At 75.3% G+C, this 21,730-nt stretch carries 19 protein-coding genes; 13 read left to right on the top strand and 6 right to left on the bottom strand.

Annotated features, from left to right (window positions below):
- Window positions 1-34: 34 nt before the first annotated feature.
- The 9 genes from ligD to ACIGHB_RS17120 all read left to right on the top strand — a co-directional run bounded on the left by ligD (window position 35) and on the right by ACIGHB_RS17120 (window position 10,740).
- Window positions 35-919: a non-homologous end-joining DNA ligase gene (gene ligD, locus ACIGHB_RS17160; protein ID WP_360318414.1), complete on the top strand. Its 885-nt coding sequence runs from the start codon at window positions 35-37 to the stop codon at window positions 917-919.
- Window positions 916-1,836 (top strand): DNA ligase, encoded by a 921-nt coding sequence (locus tag ACIGHB_RS17155; protein ID WP_399913879.1) that lies wholly within the window; start codon window positions 916-918, stop codon window positions 1,834-1,836. The genes ligD and ACIGHB_RS17155 overlap by 4 nt, the downstream gene beginning before the upstream one ends.
- A gap of 327 nt (window positions 1,837-2,163) precedes the next feature.
- On the top strand, window positions 2,164-4,590 hold the full coding sequence (locus ACIGHB_RS17150; RefSeq protein ID WP_399913876.1) for a HEAT repeat domain-containing protein: 2,427 nt from the start codon (window positions 2,164-2,166) through the stop codon (window positions 4,588-4,590).
- Between the two features lie 20 nt (window positions 4,591-4,610).
- Window positions 4,611-5,024, top strand: coding sequence for an NUDIX domain-containing protein (locus ACIGHB_RS17145; protein WP_360322209.1), 414 nt, complete (start codon window positions 4,611-4,613; stop codon window positions 5,022-5,024).
- A gap of 88 nt (window positions 5,025-5,112) precedes the next feature.
- Complete coding sequence (locus ACIGHB_RS17140; protein WP_399913873.1) at window positions 5,113-5,880, top strand: hypothetical protein; 768 nt, start codon at window positions 5,113-5,115, stop codon at window positions 5,878-5,880.
- A complete protein-coding gene (locus ACIGHB_RS17135) occupies window positions 5,877-7,181 on the top strand; it encodes a HAMP domain-containing sensor histidine kinase (protein ID WP_360322203.1) in 1,305 nt (434 codons plus the stop codon). The genes ACIGHB_RS17140 and ACIGHB_RS17135 overlap by 4 nt, the downstream gene beginning before the upstream one ends.
- 184 nt (window positions 7,182-7,365) lie before the next feature.
- Window positions 7,366-8,757, top strand: a complete 1,392-nt coding sequence (locus tag ACIGHB_RS17130) for an FtsW/RodA/SpoVE family cell cycle protein (RefSeq protein ID WP_360322200.1) — start codon at window positions 7,366-7,368, stop codon at window positions 8,755-8,757.
- Window positions 8,754-10,376: a penicillin-binding transpeptidase domain-containing protein gene (locus ACIGHB_RS17125; protein WP_399913868.1), complete on the top strand. Its 1,623-nt coding sequence runs from the start codon at window positions 8,754-8,756 to the stop codon at window positions 10,374-10,376. Before ACIGHB_RS17130 ends, ACIGHB_RS17125 begins: the two co-directional genes overlap by 4 nt.
- 67 nt (window positions 10,377-10,443) lie before the next feature.
- Window positions 10,444-10,740 (top strand): antibiotic biosynthesis monooxygenase, encoded by a 297-nt coding sequence (locus ACIGHB_RS17120; protein ID WP_360321181.1) that lies wholly within the window; start codon window positions 10,444-10,446, stop codon window positions 10,738-10,740.
- A gap of 9 nt (window positions 10,741-10,749) precedes the next feature.
- Here the strand turns inward: ACIGHB_RS17120 and ACIGHB_RS17115 are convergent, their stop codons facing one another.
- Window positions 10,750-11,868 (bottom strand): ferritin-like domain-containing protein, encoded by a 1,119-nt coding sequence (locus ACIGHB_RS17115; protein ID WP_399913865.1) that lies wholly within the window; start codon window positions 11,866-11,868, stop codon window positions 10,750-10,752.
- Between the two features lie 169 nt (window positions 11,869-12,037).
- Here ACIGHB_RS17115 and ACIGHB_RS17110 point away from each other — a divergent pair, with 169 nt between their 5' ends.
- The 4 genes from ACIGHB_RS17110 to ACIGHB_RS17095 all read left to right on the top strand — a co-directional run bounded on the left by ACIGHB_RS17110 (window position 12,038) and on the right by ACIGHB_RS17095 (window position 15,502).
- Complete coding sequence (locus ACIGHB_RS17110; protein WP_399913862.1) at window positions 12,038-12,973, top strand: diiron oxygenase; 936 nt, start codon at window positions 12,038-12,040, stop codon at window positions 12,971-12,973.
- Between the two features lie 62 nt (window positions 12,974-13,035).
- Entirely contained in the window at window positions 13,036-13,758 is a 723-nt protein-coding gene (locus ACIGHB_RS17105; RefSeq protein ID WP_360321190.1) for a TetR/AcrR family transcriptional regulator, read from the top strand.
- A 37-nt stretch (window positions 13,759-13,795) separates the two neighbouring features.
- Complete coding sequence (locus ACIGHB_RS17100) at window positions 13,796-14,089, top strand: hypothetical protein (RefSeq protein WP_399913859.1); 294 nt, start codon at window positions 13,796-13,798, stop codon at window positions 14,087-14,089.
- Between the two features lie 90 nt (window positions 14,090-14,179).
- Window positions 14,180-15,502, top strand: coding sequence for a C40 family peptidase (locus ACIGHB_RS17095; protein ID WP_399913857.1), 1,323 nt, complete (start codon window positions 14,180-14,182; stop codon window positions 15,500-15,502).
- Here the strand turns inward: ACIGHB_RS17095 and ACIGHB_RS17090 are convergent.
- From ACIGHB_RS17090 to ACIGHB_RS17070, 5 genes are read right to left on the bottom strand one after another with little or no spacing between them, the layout of a single operon-like run.
- Window positions 15,475-16,710, bottom strand: a complete 1,236-nt coding sequence (locus ACIGHB_RS17090; RefSeq protein ID WP_399913854.1) for a styrene monooxygenase/indole monooxygenase family protein — start codon at window positions 16,708-16,710, stop codon at window positions 15,475-15,477. The genes ACIGHB_RS17095 and ACIGHB_RS17090 overlap by 28 nt on opposite strands.
- A gap of 37 nt (window positions 16,711-16,747) precedes the next feature.
- Window positions 16,748-17,461 carry a GTP-binding protein gene (locus ACIGHB_RS17085; RefSeq protein WP_399913851.1) on the bottom strand — a complete coding sequence of 238 codons (714 nt, stop codon included), beginning with the start codon at window positions 17,459-17,461 and terminating at the stop codon, window positions 16,748-16,750.
- A complete protein-coding gene (locus ACIGHB_RS17080) occupies window positions 17,442-17,858 on the bottom strand; it encodes a DUF742 domain-containing protein (protein WP_360321202.1) in 417 nt (138 codons plus the stop codon). The genes ACIGHB_RS17085 and ACIGHB_RS17080 overlap by 20 nt, the downstream gene beginning before the upstream one ends.
- The gene (locus ACIGHB_RS17075; RefSeq protein WP_360321205.1) at window positions 17,855-18,367 is read right to left on the bottom strand and encodes a roadblock/LC7 domain-containing protein; all 513 of its coding nucleotides are present in this window, start codon (window positions 18,365-18,367) and stop codon (window positions 17,855-17,857) included. The genes ACIGHB_RS17080 and ACIGHB_RS17075 overlap by 4 nt, the downstream gene beginning before the upstream one ends.
- Window positions 18,364-21,489, bottom strand: a complete 3,126-nt coding sequence (locus ACIGHB_RS17070; RefSeq protein ID WP_399913848.1) for a nitrate- and nitrite sensing domain-containing protein — start codon at window positions 21,487-21,489, stop codon at window positions 18,364-18,366. The genes ACIGHB_RS17075 and ACIGHB_RS17070 overlap by 4 nt, the downstream gene beginning before the upstream one ends.
- Window positions 21,490-21,730 lie beyond the last annotated feature (241 nt).

Raw genomic sequence — 21,730 nt, 5'->3', positions numbered from 1 at the left:
ACTGGTTTGTCCGGAAACGTGGGAGTCTCATCGTATGACGCCCATCACAGAGGTGGCGGGGCGGCGCATCACGCTCAGTAACCTCGGCAAGGTCATCCACCCCGCCACGGGCACCACCAAGGGCGAGCTGCTGCACTACTACGCCACCGTCGAGGCGGCGATCCTGCCGCATCTGCGCGACCGGCCGGTCTCCTTCCTGCGCTATCCGGACGGGCCCGGCGGGCAGCTCTTCTTCACGAAGAATCCGCCTCCGGGTACGCCCGCCTGGGTGGCGACCACGCCCGTGCCGCGCACCGAGGACCCGCGCGCGCGGCAGGTGATGATCCAGGACCTGCCGTCGCTGGTGTGGGCGTCCAACCTGGTCGTCGAGTTCCACACGCCGCAGTGGACGGAAGCCGCCCCCGCCGTCGCCGACCGGCTCGTCCTCGACCTCGACCCGGGGCCGCCCGCCACGGTCGTCGACTGCTGCCGGGTCGCCCTGCACCTGCGGGAACGGCTCGCCGGCGACGGCCTCGACGCCTTCGCCAAGACCTCCGGCGCCAAGGGGCTCCATCTGCTGGTCCCCGTGCTGCCGACGCCGTCCGAGCAGGTCTCCGCGTACGCGAAGCGGCTCGCCGTCGAGGCGGAGGCGGAGCTGCCGCGGCTGGTCACCCACCGGATGGCGAAGGCCCTGCGCGCCGGGAAGGTCTTCGTCGACCACAGCCAGAACGCCGCCGCCAAGACCACCGCCACCCCCTACACCCTGCGGGCCCGCGAACGGCCCACGGTCTCCGCGCCGGTCACCTGGGAGGAGGTCGAGGCGTGCGCCGACCCCGCCGACCTCGCCTTCGTGATGGGCGACATCGCGCCACGTCTGGAGCGGTACGGGGAGCTGCTGGGGCCCCTGTTCGACGCGGGGCGGGCGGGGGGCGTGCCGTGAACGGCGGCCCGGACGGCGGTGGCCGGGTCGTGCTGCTGCCGCCGGTCGACGTCATGCGGCCGCGGACGGCGGAGGAGATTCCCGGCCAGGCTCCGCCGCCCCGCGACCTGCAGTACTCCCTGAAGCTCGACGGGTTCCGGGCGCTCGCGTTCGTCCTGGAGGGCGGCCGTGTGGTGCTCCAGTCGCGGTCCCGGCGCGACCTCTCCCCCGAGTTCCCGGACATCGCGGCGGCGCTCGCGGACCGGCTGCCGCCGGGGATCGTGCTGGACGGCGAGCTGTGCGCGTACCGGGAGGGGCGGCTCAGCTTCACCGACCTGCTCCACTCGCACGCCGACCGGGTACGGAGCGGGGTGCCGGTCTCGTACATCGCCTTCGACCTGCTCGCGGTGCCCGGCCGGGACGTACGCGCGCTGCCGCTGCGGGACCGGTGGGAGCTGCTGGGGGCGGCGCTGCGCGAGGCCGGGCCGCCGCTCCAGCGGGTGCTGGCCACGGAGGACGAGGAGACCGCGCGGGCCTGGTTCCGGGACCTGCGGGAGGCGGGTGTGGAGGGGGTGGTGGCCAAGGCGATGGGGTCGGCGTACCGCTCCGGTTCCACCTGGTCGTGGCGGAAGGTGCGGCACTCCGAGACCGTGGACGCGGAGCTCGTCGGGCTCGTCGGTCCGGCGGCCCGGCCCCGGGCGCTGCTGGTCCGGCTGCCGGACGGGCGGACCCTGACGACGACGCCCCGGCTCACCCCCGTGCAGGCCCGGCGGGTCGGCGCCCGGGTCGCCGAGACCGGCGGCGGGGTGACGGCGGAGACCGACCCCGAGCACGGGCCGGTGCTGCGGATCGCCCGGCCGCCGGCGGTCGAGCTGCGGCAGGTCGCCGGGCGGCACGAGTCCGCCTCGTTCGTACGGTTCCGGGGCGAGGGGGTGTGACCGGGTCCCACGCGCGCGTGCGCCGGCCGTCCCCCTGCGGCCCGGTCCACGCGCGTGTGCCGGTCGTCCCCCTGCGGCCCGGTCCACGCGCGTGCGCCGGTCGTCCTCCTTCGGCCCGGTCCACGCGCGCGTGTGGGGCCCCGCACGCGCGGGAGGTGTTCCGGGGCCTGAATCGTGCGCAACGACCGGTCCGCGCACCGTACATGGCGCAAACCGAGCGGAACGTTCCCCGGTCGTGGGGCGGGTGACGCCGGTTCGGCGTCGACAGGCGTCCGGTGGTGCACACTTGCTGCCTGGCGAAGGGCTCACGGGGAAGGCGGCCTGGCAATGCTGACGGGGATCGAGGAGGTCGACTGGGCCTCGCTGGGGCACGCCTACGGCCCCGCGGACGACGTGCCGGCACTGCTCCGCGGTCTCGCCTCGCCCGACCCCGCCGAGCGGGAGGCCGGCCTCGACGGCATGTACGGCGCCGTCCACCACCAGGGGGACGTGTACGACTCCACGCTCGCCTGCATCCCCTTCCTCCTGGAGCTCGTCGCCGACCCCGCCGTCCAGGACCGCGGCGGCATCGTCGAACTGCTCACCAGCATCGGCGGGATCGAGCTCGACGACGAGGACGACGACCTGGACGGGCCGTCCGGTGCCGGCCCCGGCGACGACGGGTTCGTCCCGGCCGCGAACTTCGCGATGGCGTCCGCCGCCGTCGCCGCGGGCGCCGACGTCTTCCTCTGCCTCGTCGACGACGCCGACCCCGAGGTGCGGCTCGCCGCGCCGGTGGCGCTGGCCTCGCTGCACCCGGACCCCGCGCGCGTGCTGACCCTGCTGCGGGAGCGGCTGACCGTGGAGCCGGACACGGAAGTGCTCCTGGCGCTGGTCGAGGCGGTGGGGCGGATCGCGCTGCGGCACGCCTCGCTGCGCGCCGAGACCGTCGACTGGCTGGGCTGGCTGGCACGGGCGGCGCAGGACCCGGGGCTGCGGCTCGCGGCGCTGGCGCAGCTCGCGCGGTGCGCGCCGGGGCGGATCCCGGAGGACGTGGTACGGCGGGTGACGGAGCTCCTGGAGGAGATCCGGACGGCGCCGGCGGCGGACGACGCGGGCGGCGAGGCCGCGTCCGCGCGGCTGCCGGTGACGCTCGTGGGACAGGTGCGCGAGCTCCTCGGGGAGCAGGCGGCGGGGCGGCGGACGCCGTGGACCGAGGAGCTGCTGCGGACGCTGCACGGCGCGCTCGACGACCGGGTGGACGACCGGATCGCGCTGATCCTGGCCCAGCTGCGGAGCCCCGACCCGGCGCAGCGTTCGGACGCGATCTGGCTGTGCGGCGGGCTGATACGGCGCTGGCGGGGGCGGTACGAGGAGGTCGTCGGGCTCGTCGGCGCGCAGCTCGCCGACCCCGACGCCCGGCTCCGCGAGGCCGCCACCTCCTTCCTGGAGCGCCTCTTCGAGCTGGGCGCCCCCGCGGCCGACGCGCTCGCCGGGGTCCTCACCGGGCGGGCGCGGCACGTCGGGCCGGGCGGGGCTTCGGCGGCGGCCGGCGGCCTGGCGGGGCTCACCGGCAGGACCGGGCGGGACGGCGCGCTCCTCGCGCTGGCGCGGAGCGGCGACGCCCGTGCCGTACCGCTGCTCGCGCGGGCGCTGGAGGGGCGGGGCGAGGTGCGGCGCGAGCTGCTGTACGCGGTCGACGGCCTCGGGCCCGCCGCCGCCGGTCTCGCGCCGCTGCTGCGGCGGAGGCTCGCGGCGGTGGAGCTGGACGAGGACCTGTACGACCGGGCGGCCCCGCTGCTGTACGCGCTGGCGGCGGTACGCGGCGGCCAGGCGCTGCCCGAGGTGCTGCGGGTGCTGCGCGGGGCGCCGGAGCACCGGCGCGAGTGGGTGCGGGAGGCGGCGGCGCGGACCTTGGGCGCGTTCGGGCCGGCGGCCCGGGAGGCCGTACCGGAGCTGCGGGAGCTGCTGGGCGCGGAGTCGGCGTCGGTCGCCACGGCGGCGGCGCGCGCCCTGTGGGCGGTCGAGGGCGACGCGGAGGCGGTGGTGCCGGTCCTGGTGCGGTGGCTGCGGCCCGGCACCTCGGGCGCCGACCGGTGCGCGGCGGCGCAGGCGCTGGGCGCGATCGGGCCGGCGGCGGCCGGTGCGGCGCGGGCGCTGCGGCCGGGGCTCACCTCGCGGGACCTGTGGGAGCGGGTGCGGTGCGCGGCGGCGCTGTGGCGGGTGTCCGGGGAGACGGAGCGGACGCTGCCGGTGCTGCTCGCGGCGTGGGAGGAGAACCGGCACGCGCGCGTGGAAGTCGCCGCGTGCCTCGCGGAGATGGGCCCGGCCGCGGCGGCGGCGCAGCTGCCGATCCTCACCGAGCTGACCCGGCGCCACCGGCACAACGCCCGGGAGGGCGCCTCCGGCAGCCACGACATCCACCAGGACGAGAAGCTTCTGACCCTGTGCCGCGCGGCCCTGACCCTGATGGAGCGCCCGGCACGACCGTGGCGGGAGGAGCGGCCGACGGGGGACGCGAACGGCTCCGGGCCGGGGCGGGACCGGCGGCCGACGGGGGACGCGGAGCCCCCCGGACCGGGGCGGGAGCGGCGGCCGACGGAGGACGCGGACGGCTCCGGGCCGTGGCAGGAGAAGCGGCCCACTCAGGACGCGGACGCCTCCGGCCCGCAGCGGCACGAGCGGCCCGCACAGGACGCGGACGCCCCCGGGCCCCGGCAGGAGGAGCGGCCGGCAGGGGGCGCGGGCGGTCGTGCCGTGGAAGGCGAGCGGTGACCGGGCGGGTGCGGACGCGCGTGTCGGCGTACGCCCTCGCGGTGCGCGAGGGCCGGATGCTGCTGACCCGGCTCTCGGACGCCTCGCCCGTCTTCGCCCCCGGCCTGTGGCACCTGCCGGGCGGCGGCGTGGACCCGGGCGAACAGCCCGTGGAGGCGCTGGTCCGGGAGCTGCGGGAGGAGACCGGTCTGGAGGCGACCGGCGCGGAACTGCTGGACGCGCGGAGCTACACCGTCTCGCGGGACGGCGTCGACTGGCATCTGACCGCGCTCTTCTACGCCGTCGGCCTCCCGGCGGGCGGGGCCCCGGAAGTCTCCGAGACCGGCGGCTCCACCGACGCCGTGGCCTGGGTCCCGCTGCCCGATCTGCCGGACGTCCCGCTCTCCCCCGCGGCCCAGGACGCGGTGCGCCTGCTGCGCGCCCGGACCGGGTGAGCGGACCCGCACCGTCCCCCTAGGGGGATGACCTTCCCTAATTGGACATATGGTCTTTCCGAGACCGCCCGTCCGACCTGGGAGCCCCGTGAGAGTCCGCACCCCCGCCCTCGCCGCCGCCGTCGCGCTCGTCGCGCTGGCCGGCTGCGGCACCGGCGGCGGGCTCACGAGCGACGGGCCGACGCCGACCGCGGTGGGGCCCGTGCGGCTCTGGCCGGAGCTGCCGCCCGCCTCGGACCCGCCGGTCGACTACGGGGAGACGGACACCGAGCGGGTGCCGGGGATCGCCGTGCGGAACGGCGACGTGCGGACCGTGGACCCGGTCGCGGTGGTCCGCGCCGAGGTGGCCGCGCACCCCGACACGTACTCCGGCGCCGACGGCATGTACGAGGAGACCGCCCGCGCGATCCTCGCCTGCGACACCGCGCCGGCGGCCTGCCCGGTGCTCTCGCCGTACTACCGGGACCTCACCGGGAACGGCCGCGACGAGCTGATCGTCGGGATCCGGATGCCCGAGCAGCAGGTGGCCGTCCGGGTGTACCTCGCCGAGCGGGGCGGGCTCACCCGGGTGATGTCCACCGTCGACCAGGTGATCAGCGTGGAGCTGGCCGGGAAGGACCTGATCGTCCGGGCCGCCTCGGCGGGGATCCCCGGCTACGAGTACCGGACCGCGTGGTCGTGGGACGAGCGGCAGCACAGCATGCTTCCGGCGCGCGACGAGATCGTGCCCGTACGGACGCCCCCGGAACGGACCCCGACCCAGACCCCGGACCGGACCCCGACCCAAACCCCGGAGCGAACCCCGCCACGGACCCCGACCCCCGCCCTGACCCCCGCCCCGGAGCCCGCCCCGTGAGCCCGCGCCGGAGGCGCCGGCCCCGGGCGCCCGCCTGGACCGCGACGCTCACCTGGAAGGCCGCGGTCTTCATCGCCGTGATGTGCTGCGCGCTGGCCGCGCTGCTCGGCACCCTGGTGCACGTCTCGGTGTCCGGGCAGACCGTGCGGGACGCCCGGGAGAAGGCGCTGTCCCGGCTGACGGACGTGACCCGGCTGTACGAGGCGGGCGAGCCGCTGCCGCCGTTCGCCGGGCTCGACCCGCCCGGCCTTCCGGAGGAGCTGCGGGACCTGACGGCACGGGGCGAGCGCGGCACCGTCGTCGCCGACCACCGGGGCCGGCCGACCGTGTGGGCGGCGGGCCCGGCGGACGGGCACGCCCTCGCGGTGCGGGTCGACCACACCGTGGGCGCGGGGACCCTCGACGCCCTGGACCGGTCGATCGTCGGCTCCTCGATCCTCGCGATCGCCGCGACCCTCGTCGTCGGGGTGGTGGCGGTCACGCGGGTCACCCGGCGGCTCCACGCCACCGCGCAGGTGGCCCGCCGGATCACCGCGGGGGACCTGGACGCGCGCGTGGACGACCCCCGGACGAAGGACCCGCGGCGCCCGCAGGACGAGGTGGCGACGGTCTCGGGGGCGCTCGACACCATGGCCTCCTCGCTCCAGCGCAAGCTCCAGAGCGAGCAGCGGTTCACCGCCGACGTGGCCCACGAGCTGCGCACCCCGCTGACCGGCCTCTCGGCCGCCGCCGAACTGCTGCCGGAGGGACGTCCCGCCGAGCTGGTGCGGGACCGGGTGCGGGCCATGCGGGGGCTGACCGAGGACCTGCTGGAGATCTCCCGGCTCGACGCTCGCAACGAGACCGTCGACCTGGCCGTGCACGAGCTCGGGCCGCTGGTCGAGCGGGTGGTGCGGGCCTCGGGCACGGAGACGGAGGTGCGGATCGTCGGGGACGCGACGGTGGAGACGGACCGGCGGCGGCTCGAACGGGTGCTGGGGAACCTGGTCGCCAACGCCCACCGGCACGGCCGCCCGCCGGTGGTCGTGACCGTGGACGGGGCGACCGTGACGGTACGGGACCACGGGCCCGGCTATCCGGAGTACCTGCTCGTCTCGGGGCCGCAGCGCTTCCGCACCGAGAGCGGCGGCAAGGGGCACGGCCTGGGCCTGACCATCGCGCGGGGGCAGGCGGAGGTGATCGGCGCCGAGCTGGAGTTCGGCCGGGCGCGGGAGGGCGGGGCGGAGGCGCGGATCCGGCTGCCGGAGTACGTACGGTTCGAGGAGACCGGCCCCACGGACCGACCCGGCACCGCCGATTGACCCGGACCGCGGACCGACCCGGCACCGCCGACTGACCCGGACCGCGGACCGACCGGGCACCGCCGACCGACCCGGACCACGGACCGACCCGGCACCGACAGGCCCACGGCGCACCGGCACACAACCCACGGCACACCGTCACACAAAAGGGACATACGGCATACGGCTTGCTACGTTGCCGACCATGACCGCACCTCGGACCACGGACGCGCCCCCGGACGCGCCGCCGCCCGGTGTCCGGGTCCCGAAGCGGCGCGGGGTGGAGCTGGTGCTGCTGCTCGGCGCCGTCCTCATCTCCGTCTGCGGCTACGCCTCGGTGGGGCTCGCCCACGACGGCGCCGTGCCGCCGGACGCCGCACGGTACGGGGCGGGACTCGGGCTCCTCGCGCTGCTCGCGCACCTCGCCGTGCGGTTCCGGGCCCCGTACGCCGATCCGCTCCTGCTGCCGATCGCCCTCCTGCTCAACGGGCTCGGCCTGGTGCTGATCTACCGGCTCGACCTGGAGACCCCCCGCGACCACGCGGCGAGCACCCAGCTGGTGTGGTCCACGCTCGGGGTCACGCTCTTCATCGTGGTCGTGGTGCTGCTGCGCGACCACCGCGCCCTCCAGGGGTACGCGTACGTCTCCGTCGCCGCCGCGCTCGCCCTGATGATCCTGCCGATCTTCTTCCCGGCGGTGAACGGCGCCCGGATCTGGATCCGGATCGGCGGGCTCTCCTTCCAGCCCGGCGAGTTCGCGAAGATCCTGCTCGCGGTCTTCTTCGCCGCGTACCTCTCCGCCAACCTCAGCGCGCTCGCGTACGCCGGCCGCCGGATCTGGAAGTTCCAGTTCCCCACCTGGCGGGTGCTCGGTCCGATCGTGGCGATCTGGCTGCTGAGCGTCGGCGTCCTCGTCCTGGAACGGGACCTCGGCACCTCGCTGCTCTTCTTCGGCCTCTTCGTGATCATGCTGTACGTGGCGACCGGCCGCACCGGCTGGATCGCGATCGGGCTGCTGCTCGCCGCCGCGGGGGCCTTCCTCATCGGCTCCGTCGAGCCGCACGTGCACAGCCGGGTGGAGGACTGGCTCGACCCGTATGCCTCCATCCGGGCCGGCGACGGGCCGGGGCAGCTCGCCCAGTCGCTCTTCGCCTTCGCCGCCGGCGGGATGCTCGGCACCGGGCTCGGCCTCGGGCACTCGGTCCTCATCGGCTTCGCCGCCAAGTCGGACTTCATCCTGGCGACGGCCGGCGAGGAGCTGGGGCTCGTCGGGCTCACCGCGCTCTTCCTGCTGTACGCGCTCTTCGTGGCGCGCGGCTACCGGGCCGGGCTCGCCCTGCGGGACCCCTTCGGGCGGCTGCTCGCGGTCGGGCTCGCGTCGATCGTGGCGCTCCAGGTCTTCGTGATCGCGGGCGGGGTGATGGGGCTCATCCCGCTGACCGGCATGGCGATGCCGTTCCTGGCGCAGGGCGGTTCGTCGGTGGTGACCAACTGGGTGATCGTCGCGCTCCTGATCCGGGTCAGCGACTCGGCGCGGGCGCCGCAGCCGGAGACGGCGGACACGGGCGAACTGGCCCGGGTGGAGGCCGCCCGGTGATCCGGTACATCCGGCGGGCCGCCGTGCTCTGCCTGCTCCTGCTCGTCGCGCTGCTCGTGAACGCGGCCCGCGTGATGCTGGTCGAGGCCGAGGAGCTGGACACCAACCCGGCCAACCGGCGCGGCGCCATCGCCCGCTGGGCCGAGCCGCGCGGCGAGATCGTCGTCGACGGGAAGCCGGTGACGGGCTCCCGCGACAGCGGGCAGCAGCTGCGCTGGGAACGGACCTACCGCCGGGGGCCGCTGTACGCGCCGGTGACCGGCTACGCCTCCCAGACGTACGGCACCACCATGGTCGAGCACGCCGAGGACGCGATCCTCTCCGGCGCCGACCCGATGCTGGCGCCGCTGCCGCTGTGGAACGACCTCACCCGGGGCCGCTCCCCCGGCGGCGACGTGGTGACGACGATCCGCGCCCCGATGCAGGAGGCCGCCTACCGGGGCCTCGACGGCAAGCGCGGCGCGGTCGTCGCCCTCGAACCGTCGAGCGGGCGGATCCTGGCGCTCGTCTCCTCCCCCTCGTACGAGCCCGGGGTGCTCTCCGGCACGGGTCCCGGCGTGAAGGACTCCTGGACCCGGCTGACCACCTCGCCGAACCAGCCGATGCTCAACCGGGCGCTGCGGCAGACCTATCCGCCGGGCTCCACGTTCAAGATCGTGACGGCCGCCGCGGCGCTCGACGCGGGCGTGGTGCGGGACGTGGACGCGCCGACGGACACGCCCGACCCCTTCGTGCTGCCCGGCACCCGGCAGGTGCTGCCGAACGCGGCGAGGGGCTGCGAGGACGCCTCCCTCGCGTACGCCCTCCAGTGGTCCTGCAACACGGTGATGGCCGGGCTCGGCGTGGACGTCGGCCTGGACGGCATGGTCGGGGCGGCGGAACGATTCGGCTTCGACGACCCGACCCTGCGGGTGCCGTCCTGGGTGGCGAGGTCCAACTTCGACCGCGACATGAGCCCGGACCAGCTGGCCCTGTCGTCGATCGGGCAGTTCAACACCACGGCGACCCCGCTCCAGATGGCGATGGTGGCGGCGGCGGTCGCCAACACCGGGGAGATCGCGCAGCCGTACCTGGTGGACCGGACGACGACCGACGGCGGGACGACCGTGGACCGCACCCCGCGCCGCGGCTACCGGCAGGCGATGAACCCGTCGACCGCCCTCCAGCTCCAGCGCATGATGGTGAAGGCGGTCGAGGAGGGGACGGGCACGAACGCGGCGATCCCCGGGGCGCGGGTCGGCGGCAAGACGGGCACCGCGCAGCACGGCCTCGGCAACACGGGGACCCCGTACGCCTGGTTCATCGCCTGGGCGCAGGCGGACGGCTCGGGGCGGCCCGCGGTGGCGGTGGCGGTGGTCGTGGAGGACGCGGAGGCCGCGCGCGCGGACATCAGCGGGGGCGGCAGCGCGGCCCCGATCGCGCGGGAGGTGATGCGGGAGGCGCTGCGCCTGGAGGCGGAGTCCCGCGCGTCCGGCGCCCCGGGGCCGCGCGGCGGGCCGGCGGCGGCGACGAAGCCGCCCCGGCCGGTCGGCCCGCCCGGAGGCCGCCCGACGAGAGAGGCGACCCCGGAGGCCGCCCGGCGAGGCGGTGATCCGGCGGCGCCCCGGCGCGAGAGGTGACCCCGGGGTCCACCCGGTGAAGGGGTGAGGGGTGACGGCGCGCCCGGGTCCGTGAGAGGGTCCGGACGTGATCGTCCGAGTGAGCGAGGCCCGCGTCCGTCCCGAACGCTTCGACGCGTTCCACGAGTTGATCGTCGCCGCGGTACGGGACTTCCCGGCCCGCAACCCCGGTCTGGTGGACCACGAGGTGCTGGTCGCGCCGCCGCGCTCGCTGCTCTACGTGAGCCGCTGGCGGTCCGAGGAGGACCTGGTGGCGTACGCCGGGGAGAACTGGCGCGACGAGCCGGTGGTCCTGCCGGGCGAGGAGGAGTACCTCCTCGGCCCGCTGGAGCTGCGCCACTTCACGGTCGCGCCGCTGGACTGACCGGGCCGGCTACGGCGCCGCCGCGCCGTCGGCGATCGCGCGCGCCACCTCGTCCACCCGCTCCCGCTCCTCCGCCGCGAACCGCTCGGCGTCGAGCTTCTCGGCGACCTCCTCGTCCTCGGTCATCAGAAGGTCCAGGCTGGAGTCGCCGAGGTCGAGGACGCCCATGTCGACGTAGGCCCTCTGGAGGCGTTCGCCCCAGAGGCCGATGTCCTTGACGCAGGGCACGATCCGGCTGAACAGCAGCTTCCTGAAGAGGTGCAGGAAGTCGCTCCGCTCGCTGAACTCCTCCGCCTCCCTGCGGCCGACGCCGAAGTTCTCCAGCACCTCGACCCCGCGCAGCCGGTCGCGCATCAGGTAGCAGCCCTCGATGACGAACTCCTCGCGCTCGCGCAGTTCGGCGTCGGTGAGCTGTTTGTAGTGGTCGCGCAGCGCCATCCGGCCGAAGGCCACGTGCCGGGCCTCGTCCTGCATGACGTAGGCGAGGATCTGCCGCGGCAGCGGCTTGTCCGTGGTGTCGCGGATCATGCCGAAGGCGGCCAGGGCCAGGCCCTCGATGAGCACCTGCATGCCGAGGTAGGGCATGTCCCAGCGGGAGTCGCGGAGGGTGTCGTCGAGGAGCGACTGGAGGTCGTCGTTGATCGGATACAACATCCCGATCTTCTCGTGGAGGAAGCGGCCGTAGATCTCGGCGTGCCGGGCCTCGTCCATGGTCTGGGTGGCGGAGTAGAACTTGGCGTCGAGGTCGGGCGCGGACTCGACGATCCGGGCGGCGCAGACCATGGCGCCCTGCTCGCCGTGGAGGAACTGGCTGAAGTTCCAGGAGGCGTAGTGGCGGCGCAGCTCGCCCTTGTCCTTCTCGGTGAGCTTGGCCCAGTGGCGGGTGCCGTGGAGGGCGAGCGCCTCGTCGGGGGTGCCGAGCGGGTCGTACGGGTCGACCTCCAGGTCCCAGTCGATGCGGCGGGCGCCGTCCCACTGCTTGTCCTTGCCCTTCTGGTAGAGGGCGAGGAGCCGCTCACGGCCGGCGCCGGCCATGTCGTACTCCCAGGAGAAGCGGGCCTCGCCGGTGGCCGGGACCTCCCGGCCGGGTCCGGACGGTGGGTTCACGTAGAGCTCGTGCGTCGTCATCGACCACTCCTTCCGGCGTGACGGTGTCCCGCCGCCTCCAGCAGGCTCACACGTTGCTGGACGAAGCGTCAACAAGTCGCGCAGGGGGGATTGACGAGCTTGCTGACGGGCAGTCTGATAGCGAGTGACCGACGGTAACCCACGTGCCACGCCAGCGAGGTTCCCCGCCATGAGCCCCTTCACCGAGCCCGACTTCACCCTGCTGCGGGACGCGCTGGGACCGCTCCGCGACCGCGAACGGCTCGCCGAACGGCTCCTGGAGTCCTCCCGCAAGCACTCCCACGACCCCGACGCCGAACTCGACTGGGACGCGCCCTTCGAGGACGGGCGGTGGTACTGGCCGCCGGAGCTGGTCTCGCTCTACGGCACCCCGCTGTGGCGCCGGATGTCCGAGGAGCAGCGGATCGACCTCTCCCGCCACGAGGCCGCCTCGCTCGCCTCGCTGGGCGTCTGGTTCGAGATCATCCTGATGCAGCTGCTCGTCCGGCACATCTACGACAAGTCGCTGACCAGCCATCATGTGCGCTACGCGCTCACCGAGATCGCCGACGAGTGCCGGCACTCCATGATGTTCGCCCGGCTGATCCGCAAGGGCGGCACCGGCGCGTACCCGGTGCCGCGGGTCTACCACAACCTCGCCCGCTTCCTGAAGACCGTCTCCACCACCCCGGGCTCCTTCGCCGCCACCCTCCTCGGCGAGGAGATCCTGGACTGGATGCAGCGGCTGACCTTCCCGGACGAGCGGGTCCAGACCCTGGTGCGCGGGGTGACCCGGATCCACGTCGTGGAGGAGGCCCGGCACGTCCGGTACGCCCGCGAGGAGCTGCGCCGCCAGATGGTGACGGCGCCGCGCTGGGAGCGGGAGTTCACCCGGCTCAGCTGCGGCGAGGCCGCCCGCGTCTTCTCCACCTGCTTCGTCAACCCCGCCGTGTACGACGCCGTCGGCCTGGACCGGCGGCAGGCGGTCGCCGAGGTGCGGGCGAGCGGCCACCGGCGGGAGGTCATGCAGGCCGGCGCCAAGCGGCTGACGGACTTCCTCGACGACATCGGCGTGCTCCGGGGCCCGGGGCGCCGTCTGTGGCGCTCCTCGGGCCTGCTGGCCTGAGGGCGGGCGGCGAGCCGCCGGACCGGGCCCGGAGCCGGAGGTACCGGGGTTACGCTGCGGTCATGACGAGCGCCGCCTCCCCCGCGTACCGCCGGCTCAGCGTCGAGGAGCGGCGCGGCCAGCTCCTGGAGGCGGCCCTCGGGCTCTTCGCGCACCGGGCCCCCGAGGACGTGTCGCTCGACGACGTCGCCGAGGCCGCCGGGGTCTCCCGGCCGCTGGTCTACCGCTACTTCCCCGGCGGCAAGCAGCAGCTGTACGAGGCCGCCCTGCGCTCCTCTGCCGACGCCCTGAACCGCTGCTTCGCCGAGCCGGCCCAGGGCCCGCCCACCGAGCGCCTCGGCCGGGTCCTGGACCGCTACCTGGCCTTCGTGGACGGCCACGACGCCGGGTTCAGCGCGCTGCTGCGCGGCGGGAGCGTCGTGGAGACCTCGCACACCGCGGCGATCGTGGACGAGGTGCGGCGGGCCGCCGCCGAGCAGATCTTCACGCACCTGGGGGTGGAACGGCCGGGCGGGCGGCTCGGCATGCTGGTCCGCACCTGGATCGCGGCCGTCGAGGCGGCCTCCCTCATCTGGCTCGACGAGGGCAAGCACCCGGCCGCCGGCGAGCTGCGCGACTGGCTGGTCGACCATCTCGTCGCCCTGCTCGCGGCGAGCTCCGCCAGCGACCCGGAGACCGCGGAGGTGGTGCGGCGGCTGCTCGCCCAGGAGACCGCCGAAGGACCGGTCGCCGGGCTCGCACGGCGTCTGGTGCCGCTCGTCGGCCAGGCGGCGCACCTGCTCTGACCTCCCGCGCCGGGTGCGGCCGGGGGAGACTGGTGGGGTGAGAAGCGAGAACACCCCCTTCCGCGGCGGCCCGCTCGACGGGCGCGTGCTGCCCATCCTGCTGGGCCCCACCGGCCACCCGCCGAAGTGGTACGAGGTGCCGGTGCCGGCCCACGACGGCCGGCCGCCCATGCTGTACACGTACCGGCGCGAGCCCGCCGGCCACACCAGACGGCTCGGCCTCCAGCGCGGCTGGATCTACGCGTACGCCCCCGAGGGCCGCGAGCGGCGCGAGCTGAAGTGGCCGTGGTCCAAGCCGGCCGCCCGCCCCGACGGGGAGCCGAACGGGTGAGCCGGGACGGACGCGCCCCGCTTCGTACGGTAATCGGATGAATCGACGCGCCATGATGCCTCCGGAGCCCGCTCTGGAGGTGGTGGTGACGTGTCGCGAAGGCTGCTGCGCACGGTCTGTACGGGAGCGCTGGCCGCGCTGACGGCCCTGGGCGGCACGGCGGCCGCGCCCCCGCCGGAACCCCCCGCCGACCCTCCCGCCGGATCCGCCGCCGTCGCCTGGGCGGACCCCGCGGCGGAACCGGTGGGGCCGGTGGACCCGGACGCGGCGGAGGTACCCGCGACGGAGGACGCGGGACCCGAGGATGCCGGCACGGCCGCCGAGGACGACGCCGCCGCGCTCGCCCCCGCCGGCGGGGACTCCGTGGCGACGCTGCTCACCCGGCTCCGCACCCTGTACCGGGAGGCGGAGGAGGCCACGGAGAGGTTCAACGCGGCCGAGGAGGCGCTCCGGCTCCAGGGCGCCGCCACCCGGCGGGTCGCCGGCGACCTGAAGACCGCCCGGGAGGAGCTGGCGCGCGGTCGGGCCGAGGCCGGGCGGCTCGCCCGGGAGCAGTACCAGGGCAGGACCGGGTACGCCTCACCGCTGCGGCTGCTCTTCGCCGCCGACCCCCGTACGGCGCTCGACGCGGGGCACCTGATGGACCGCACGGCCCGCGACCGGGCCTCCGCCGTGCCCCGGCTCCGGGCCGCCGAACGCCGCGCCGCGGCACTGGCCGCCTCCTCCCGCACCGCGCTCGACCGGCACAGGACGCTCGCCGACCGGAAGCGGACCCGGCGGGACGAGGTGCGCGGGAAGCTCGCCGAGGTCGAGAAGCTGCTCGCCTCGCTCTCCCCCGAGCAGCTGGCCCGCCTGACCGAACGGGAGCGGACCGAGACCGCCGGCGCCCAGCGCGAACTCCTCGGCTCCGGCGTCCTCGACCACGCCCTCACCCCGTCGGGGGCGGGCGCGGAGGCGCTGCGCTTCGCGGTCGGCGAGCTCGGGAAGCCGTACGAGTGGGGCGCGGAGGGCCCGGACGCCTACGACTGCTCGGGCCTCACCCAGCGGGCGTGGGCGGCGGCCGGCCGCGCACTCCCGCGCACCAGCCAGGAGCAGTGGGCGGAGCTGCCCCGGGTGGCGCTGGGCGAACTGCGCCCCGGGGACCTGGTGGTGTACTTCCCGGGCGCCACGCACGTGGCCCTCTACCTCGGCGAGGGCCTGGTCCTGCACGCCCCGCGCCCGGGCGGCCGGGTGAAGGTCTCCCCGCTCGCGGCGAACCCGCTGCTCGGGGCCGTACGGCCGGATCCCGGCGGCACGGCCCTGGAGTCGTACACCCCGCCGGTCCTCCCGGAGGGCGCCCGGGAGGGCTCGGACGAGGGGTACGACGTGCCGGGGACCGGCGGCGGTCAGGCTCCGGCGACCGAGGCCAGATAGGCGGCGGACTTCTCCGGGTCGAAGAAGAACTCCTCGAAGTCGGCCGGGTCGTCGAAGCCGTTGGCGAAGCGGTCGGCGACCGGCTGGAGCTGTCCGGCGGCGCCGAGCAGGTTCAGGACGTGCTCCGGCGGCGGCGCCAGCATGGCGTTGGTCCACTTGGTGACCGGCTCGGCGACCTTCCAGTAGCGGTCGAAGGCGGACCGCATCCACTCCTCGTCGAAGGGCTTGTCGCCGTGCTCGACGATGGCGGCGAGGTAGGCGGCGGCGCACTTGGACGCGGAGTTGGAGCCCTGTCCGGTGATCGGGTCGTTGGCGACGACCACGTCGGCGACGCCGAGGACCAGGCCGCCTCCGGGGAGCCGGCCGACCGGGTTGCGGACGGTCGGCGCGTACCGGCCGGCGAGCGTGCCGCCGGCGTCGGTCAGCTCGACCCGGGTGGCGCGCGCGTACTCCCACGGCAGGAACTTCTCCATCAGCTCCAGCGTCAGCGCCAGGTGTTCGGAGGGGTCCTTGACGCCCTGGAAGGCGTCGACGGGGCCGCCGGGGACGCCCTCCCAGAAGAGGATGTCGGCACGACCGCAGGTGGTGAGGGTCGGCATCACGAAGAGCTCGCCGACGCCGGGCACGATGTTGCAGCGGACCGCGTCGAAGTCGGGGTGCTCGGGGCGCGGGCCGAGGCCGTGGACGTACGCGACGGCCAGCGCGCGCTGCGGCTCGGCGTACGGGGAGCGGTCGGCGTCCCGGCCGAACATGGAGACCAGCTCGCCCTTGCCGGCGGCGACGAGCACGAGGTCGTAGCGGCGGGCGAAGAAGTCGAGGTCGCCGACGGCGGCGCCGTGGATGACGAGCTGTCCGCCGCGCTGGGCGAAGGTCTCCATCCAGCCGGCCATCTTCACGCGCTGGTCGACGGACTGGGCGTACCCGCCGAGCTTGCCGACCCAGTCGATGAGGCGGGCCGACTCGGGTCCGGCGACGGAGACGCCGAGGCCCTCGATCCTCGGGGCCTGGGACTCCCAGAAGTTCAGGCCGAGGTCGCGCTCGTGCTGGAGCGCGGTGTGGAACATGCACTGGGTGGACATGACGCGGCCGGAGCGGATCTCGTCCGCCGTCCGGTTCGACATCAGGGTGACCTCGTACCCCTGGGACTGGAGGCCGAGGGCGAGCTGGAGACCGGACTGGCCGGCGCCGACTATGAGTATCTTCCGCATGGGCGGGGCTCCTGGCGAAACGTTCTGTACGGGCGAGCTATTCGGGGGTGGCGGAGAGCGCGTGCTCGACCATCGCGAGCAGCGTCTCGACGACGCTGTAGCGTTTCCGCGCGTCCATGATCACCACGGGGACGTCGGGAGCGATGGTCAGGGCCTCCCTGACGTCCTCCGGCTCGAAGCGCTCGGTGCCCTCGAAGTGGTTGACGGCGACGACGTACGGCAGGCCGCAGCTCTCGAAGTAGTCGAGCGCCGGGAAGCAGTCGGTGAGGCGGCGGGTGTCGGCGAGGACGATCGCGCCGATCGCGCCGCGCACGAGGTCGTCCCACATGAACCAGAAACGCTGCTGGCCCGGGGTGCCGAAGACGTACAGGACCAGGTCGTTGTCGAGGGTGATCCGGCCGAAGTCCATCGCCACGGTGGTGGTGAGCTTGTCCGGGGTGGCGGTGAGGTCGTCGGTCTCCTCGCTCGCCCGGGTCATCAGCGCCTCGGTCTGGAGCGGGGTGATCTCCGAGACCGCGCGGACGAAGGTGGTCTTGCCGACGCCGAAGCCGCCCGCGACCACGATCTTCGTGGCGATCGGGGCGCGGGAGTGGTCGAGCTGCCAGTCCTGGGCGCCGTCCTCGGGATCGGGTTCCCCGACGGGCCCGGGCTGGGCGGGGATGGCGGCGGTGGGGACGGTCTCCGCCGGAGCGGCGGCGGGGGTGTCGCCGGCGGTGTCGACAGCGGTGGCGTCAGAGACGACGGAGTCCACTCAGCACCCTTTCGAGGAGCGCGCGGTCGGGCTGGCCGGTGCCGTGACCGGTCCCGTACACACGGATCTTTCCCTGGTCGGCCAGGTCGCTCAGGAGCACCCGGACGACACCCAACGGCATCTTGAGGAGCGCCGAGATCTCCGCCACGGTCCGCATCCGGCGGCAGATCTCGACTATGGCGCGCATCTCGGGCATCAGCCCGCGGGCGCCGGGGCCGCCGTCCGTGAGGACCTTGCGGGCGATCGGCGCCTCCAGGGCGGCCACGAACGTCTCGACGAGCAGCACGTGCCCGAACCGGGTGCGGCCGCCGGTCAGCGAGTACGGGCGCACACGCGCGGGGCGCCGTCCCTCGCCGCGCACGGGCAGCCGGTGGCCGATGGCGGTCAGCGAGGTCACCGGTAGCTCTCCATCGACTTGCGCAGTTCGCTGCGGACCTCGGGGGTGAGGACGTGTCCCGCGCGGCCCACGAAGAGCGCCATGTGGTAGGCGACGACGCTCATGTCGCAGTCGGGTTCGGCGTGCACGCCGAGCAGCGAGCCGTCGCTGATCGACATGACGAAGACGCTGCCCTCCTCCATGGCGACCATGGTCTGCTTCACTCCGCCGCCGTCCATGAGTCGCGCGGCGCCGACGGTGAGGCTGCCGATGCCGGAGACGATGGTGGCGAGGTCGGCGCTGGAGCCGCGCGGGCCCCGGGGGCGGGCGGACCCGTCGGCGGCCGGTCCGGGCCGCTCGTCGGGGTCGGAGGAGAGCAGCAGGAGCCCGTCGGAGGAGACGACGGCGACCGAGCGGACGCCCGGCACCTCCTCCACGAGGTTGCCCAGCAGCCATTGCAGGTTGCGGGCCTCCGTGCTCAGTCCGTACGTGCCGGTGGTGCTCGTCGTGCTCGTTCCCGTGGCGGTCAACTGCGTGCCTCCTCGACTGTGTCCCCCGTCATCTCCTCTGTACGCGCGGTGCTTCCTGCGGCTATCTCCGCCTCGACGTCCCGGCGCCCGGCCACGGCGCCCTGGTGGAAGCCGCCGAGCCTGCGGCGGAGTGCCTCGGCGTCGACCGCGCCCCGGCGGGGGGCGGTGGGCTCGGCGGGGGCGCGGACCACCTGGGGGGTCCGCTTGGGCAGGCCCTTGTCGGTCACGCGCTCCCACTGCGCGGGGCGCGGTCCGGGGACCTGGGCCTCGTCGGCGGGCCCGCCCTGCTCGGGCACGACCGGTGCGGGCCCGGTCGCCGCCGGGGGCTCGGCGGCCCGCTCGTGGCTGTCCGGCTCGGGCGGCGGGTCGGGGAGCCGGACCTGGAGCGTGGTCTCGGAGACGGACTCCTGGTACGGCTCGGTGACGGCGGCCCCGGCCTGCGGATCGGCCGGCCGGCCCGGCGCGCCCGGCCCCGCGACCGGCGGGACGAAGGGCGGTGCCTGCTCGACGGGAGCGGCGGACTCGGAGCCGTACGACTCCGCGAAGACGTCCTCCGCCGCGGTTGGCTCGGAGCCGTACGAACCCGCGAAGGCGTCCTCCGCCGCGGCGGGCGCGGGCTCGGCCGCGGTCGCCGGCTCCGCCGGCTGCGCCTGGAAGGCGCGCTCCGCGGCTTCCACGAGCGGGTCGCGGCTGCGGGACGGCAGGGCGTTGGAGTTGGCCTCGGCCTCCGAGCCGGGGAGGTGGAGGACGGGTACGGGGCCTGTGCCCGCGATCCGTACCGGCTCGGGGACGGCGGCCGGCGGCGCGGTCGGCAGCAGCGGCAGCGGCAGCACCACGACGGCGGCCGTGCCGCCCGGCTTCTGCTCGCGCAGCTCGACGCCGACGCCGTGGCGGGCGGCCAGCAGGGCGACGACCCGCATGCCGAGCCCCTCGCCCTCGAAGGCGTTCGGGTCGGCGGCGGCGAGGCGTGCGTTGAGGTCGGCGCGCCGGTGCTCGGGGATCCCTATCCCGGAGTCCTGCACGGAGAGCATGACCTCGCCGGTCTCCAGGAGCCAGCCGGAGAGCTGGACCTCGGCGTCCGGCGGGGAGAACGAGGTGGCGTTCTCCAGGAGTTCGGCGACCAGGTGGCTCAGGTCGTCGGCGGCGAAGCCGGCGAGCTGGGCGTGCGGCGGCAGCGACTGGATGGTGACCCGCTCGTACCGCTCGATCTCGCTGACGGCGGCGCGCAGCACGTCGACGAGCGGCACCGGGCCCGCGTGGCCGTGGACGTGCTCGTGTCCGGCGAGGACCAGCAGGTTCTCGCTGTGGCGGCGCATGACGGTCGCCATGTGGTCGAGCTTGAAGAGGGTGGCGAGGCGGTCCGGGTCCTGCTCGCGCTCCTCCAGCTTCTCGATGACGGCGAGCTGGCGGTCGACGAGGCCGAGGCTGCGCAGCGAGAGGTTGACGAAGGTGTGGTGGACGGTGCTCCGGAGCCGTTCGAGGTCGGCGGTGAGCACGGCGATCCGGCCCTGGAGCTCGGCGCGCTGGGCGGCCAGGTCGGCCTCGGCGGACTCGCGGGCGGCGACCAGGCCGGCGCGCTCGCCGGTGAGCCGGCCGGTGTGGGCGGTGAGGGCGGCGAGCTGACCGTGGAGGGTGTTGAGGGAGCGGACGACCTGGGCGAACTCGTCGTTGCGGCCGGTGAAGCGGACGCCTTCCTCGGTGGCCGGGTCGGGCGCGGCGGCGAGCCGGGCGGCGCCGAGGCGGAGCACGGCGAGCGGGCGGGTGAGGCTGCGGGCCACGTAGGTGGAGACGCCGACGGCGAGCAGCAGGCAGCCGCCGAGGAAGGCGAGGCGCAGTTCGAGGGCGGTGACGTCGTCGTCGCGCAGGGCGGTGAGCCGTTCGACCCGCTTGGCGGCGAGGGCGGACTCGACGCCGCGCATCTGCTCGATGCGGGCGGAGAGCGCGGCATCGAGGCCGGACGGTGAGGTGCGGGTCTCGGCCTCGGAGAGGGTGGGCTGGTCGGTGAGCCGGCCGAGGGCCTGTTCCGCGGTCTTGACCTGGGGTCCGGCGACGGTGCCTGCGAGGGAGTCGCGGGCGGCGGGGCCGGCGGACCGGTCGAAGTCGCCGAGCGCGGCGAGTTCGCGGACGCGGGCCTGCTGGGCGGCGGCGCTCAGCTGGTCGCGGGCGCGCTCGGCCTCCTCCTTGCCCTCGGGCTCCTCGGCGACGTAGGTGCCGGTGGCGGCGTCGTAGCGGAGCTCGCCGCTGGGCTCGGGCTGCGGGACGGCGAGCGCGGCGAGGAGCAGGCCGCGGGCGGCGGACGCCTGCTCGACGGCGCGGCCGAGGTCCGCGGGGGCGCGGCCGGTGCCGGTGACGGCGGGGTCGGCGGCGCGCGGCGGGGTCCGCTCGGCGAGCTCGTCGGCGAGGTCCTGGAGCTTGGCGATGACGTCGGTGTACGCCTTGTGGGCCTCCAGCGCCGTGCCCTCGCCGGTGACGGCGGCGCGGCGGACCGAGGCGACGCCGGCGAGCTCGCGGCGGAGCGCGTCGGGGGCGGCGGCGCGGATCTCGTCGATCTGGCGGTCGACGCGGGCCGACTTGGCGGGGGTGACGGCCCGGCGGTCCTTCTTGGGGCCGGTCTGCTCGTCGCGGCCGGCGGCGACGAAGGCGACGACCTCGTCGCGCTCGTCGGCGAGGGAGTGCGCGAGGGTGACCGCCTGCCGGTCGAGTTCGGCGAGGGTGACCAGGCGCCGGGACTCGTTCAGTTCGGTGGAGGCGGTGAGGACGGCGGGGGCGCCGGCGCCGAGGACGATGACGCCGACGAGGGCGACTCCGGCGACGAGGCGGGTCCGGACGCGCTTCTTGCGGCCGGTGGGGGTGACGGCGGTGGGGGTGGTGCCCGGGGTGGGGGTAACGGCCGTGGGGGCGGGGGTGCCTGTGGTGGGGGTGGTGCCCGTGGTGGGGGTGGCGGGGGTGCCGGGGCCGGGGTTGGCGGGGGTGCCGGGGCCGGTGGGGGTGCCGGGGCCGGTCGAGGTGCCCTTGCCGGTGCCGGGGTTGGTGGCCGTGCCCGTGGCGGGGGTGCTTCCCGTCGTCGGCGGGGTACCGGGGGCCGTCGGCTCACCGGGGGTCTGACTCCGCGCGCCGTTCATGCTCCGAGGCCGCTTCTTCTGCACCGGTGCTCGCATTCTTGACTCGTCCGCCCACACAGCAGAGGTGACGGCCGGTCACGAGGTTCCGCCCCCACCCCTGGTACGGCTTCCGACCATTCCAGCGCTCCCCGGCAGGGGACGGGCATCGGCCGCTCCGCCACCCGAACGAGTGAACAACACTCCTGAGTTGGCGAACAACTTCCGGCGGACGCCGCGCGGGCCCTCCGCGGGGCCCCGGCTG

This window comes from Streptomyces sp. NPDC085460 (assembly GCF_044541975.1).
Taxonomy (GTDB): Bacteria; Actinomycetota; Actinomycetes; order Streptomycetales; family Streptomycetaceae; genus Streptomyces.
This window is presented reverse-complemented; position numbering and strand designations above follow the sequence as displayed.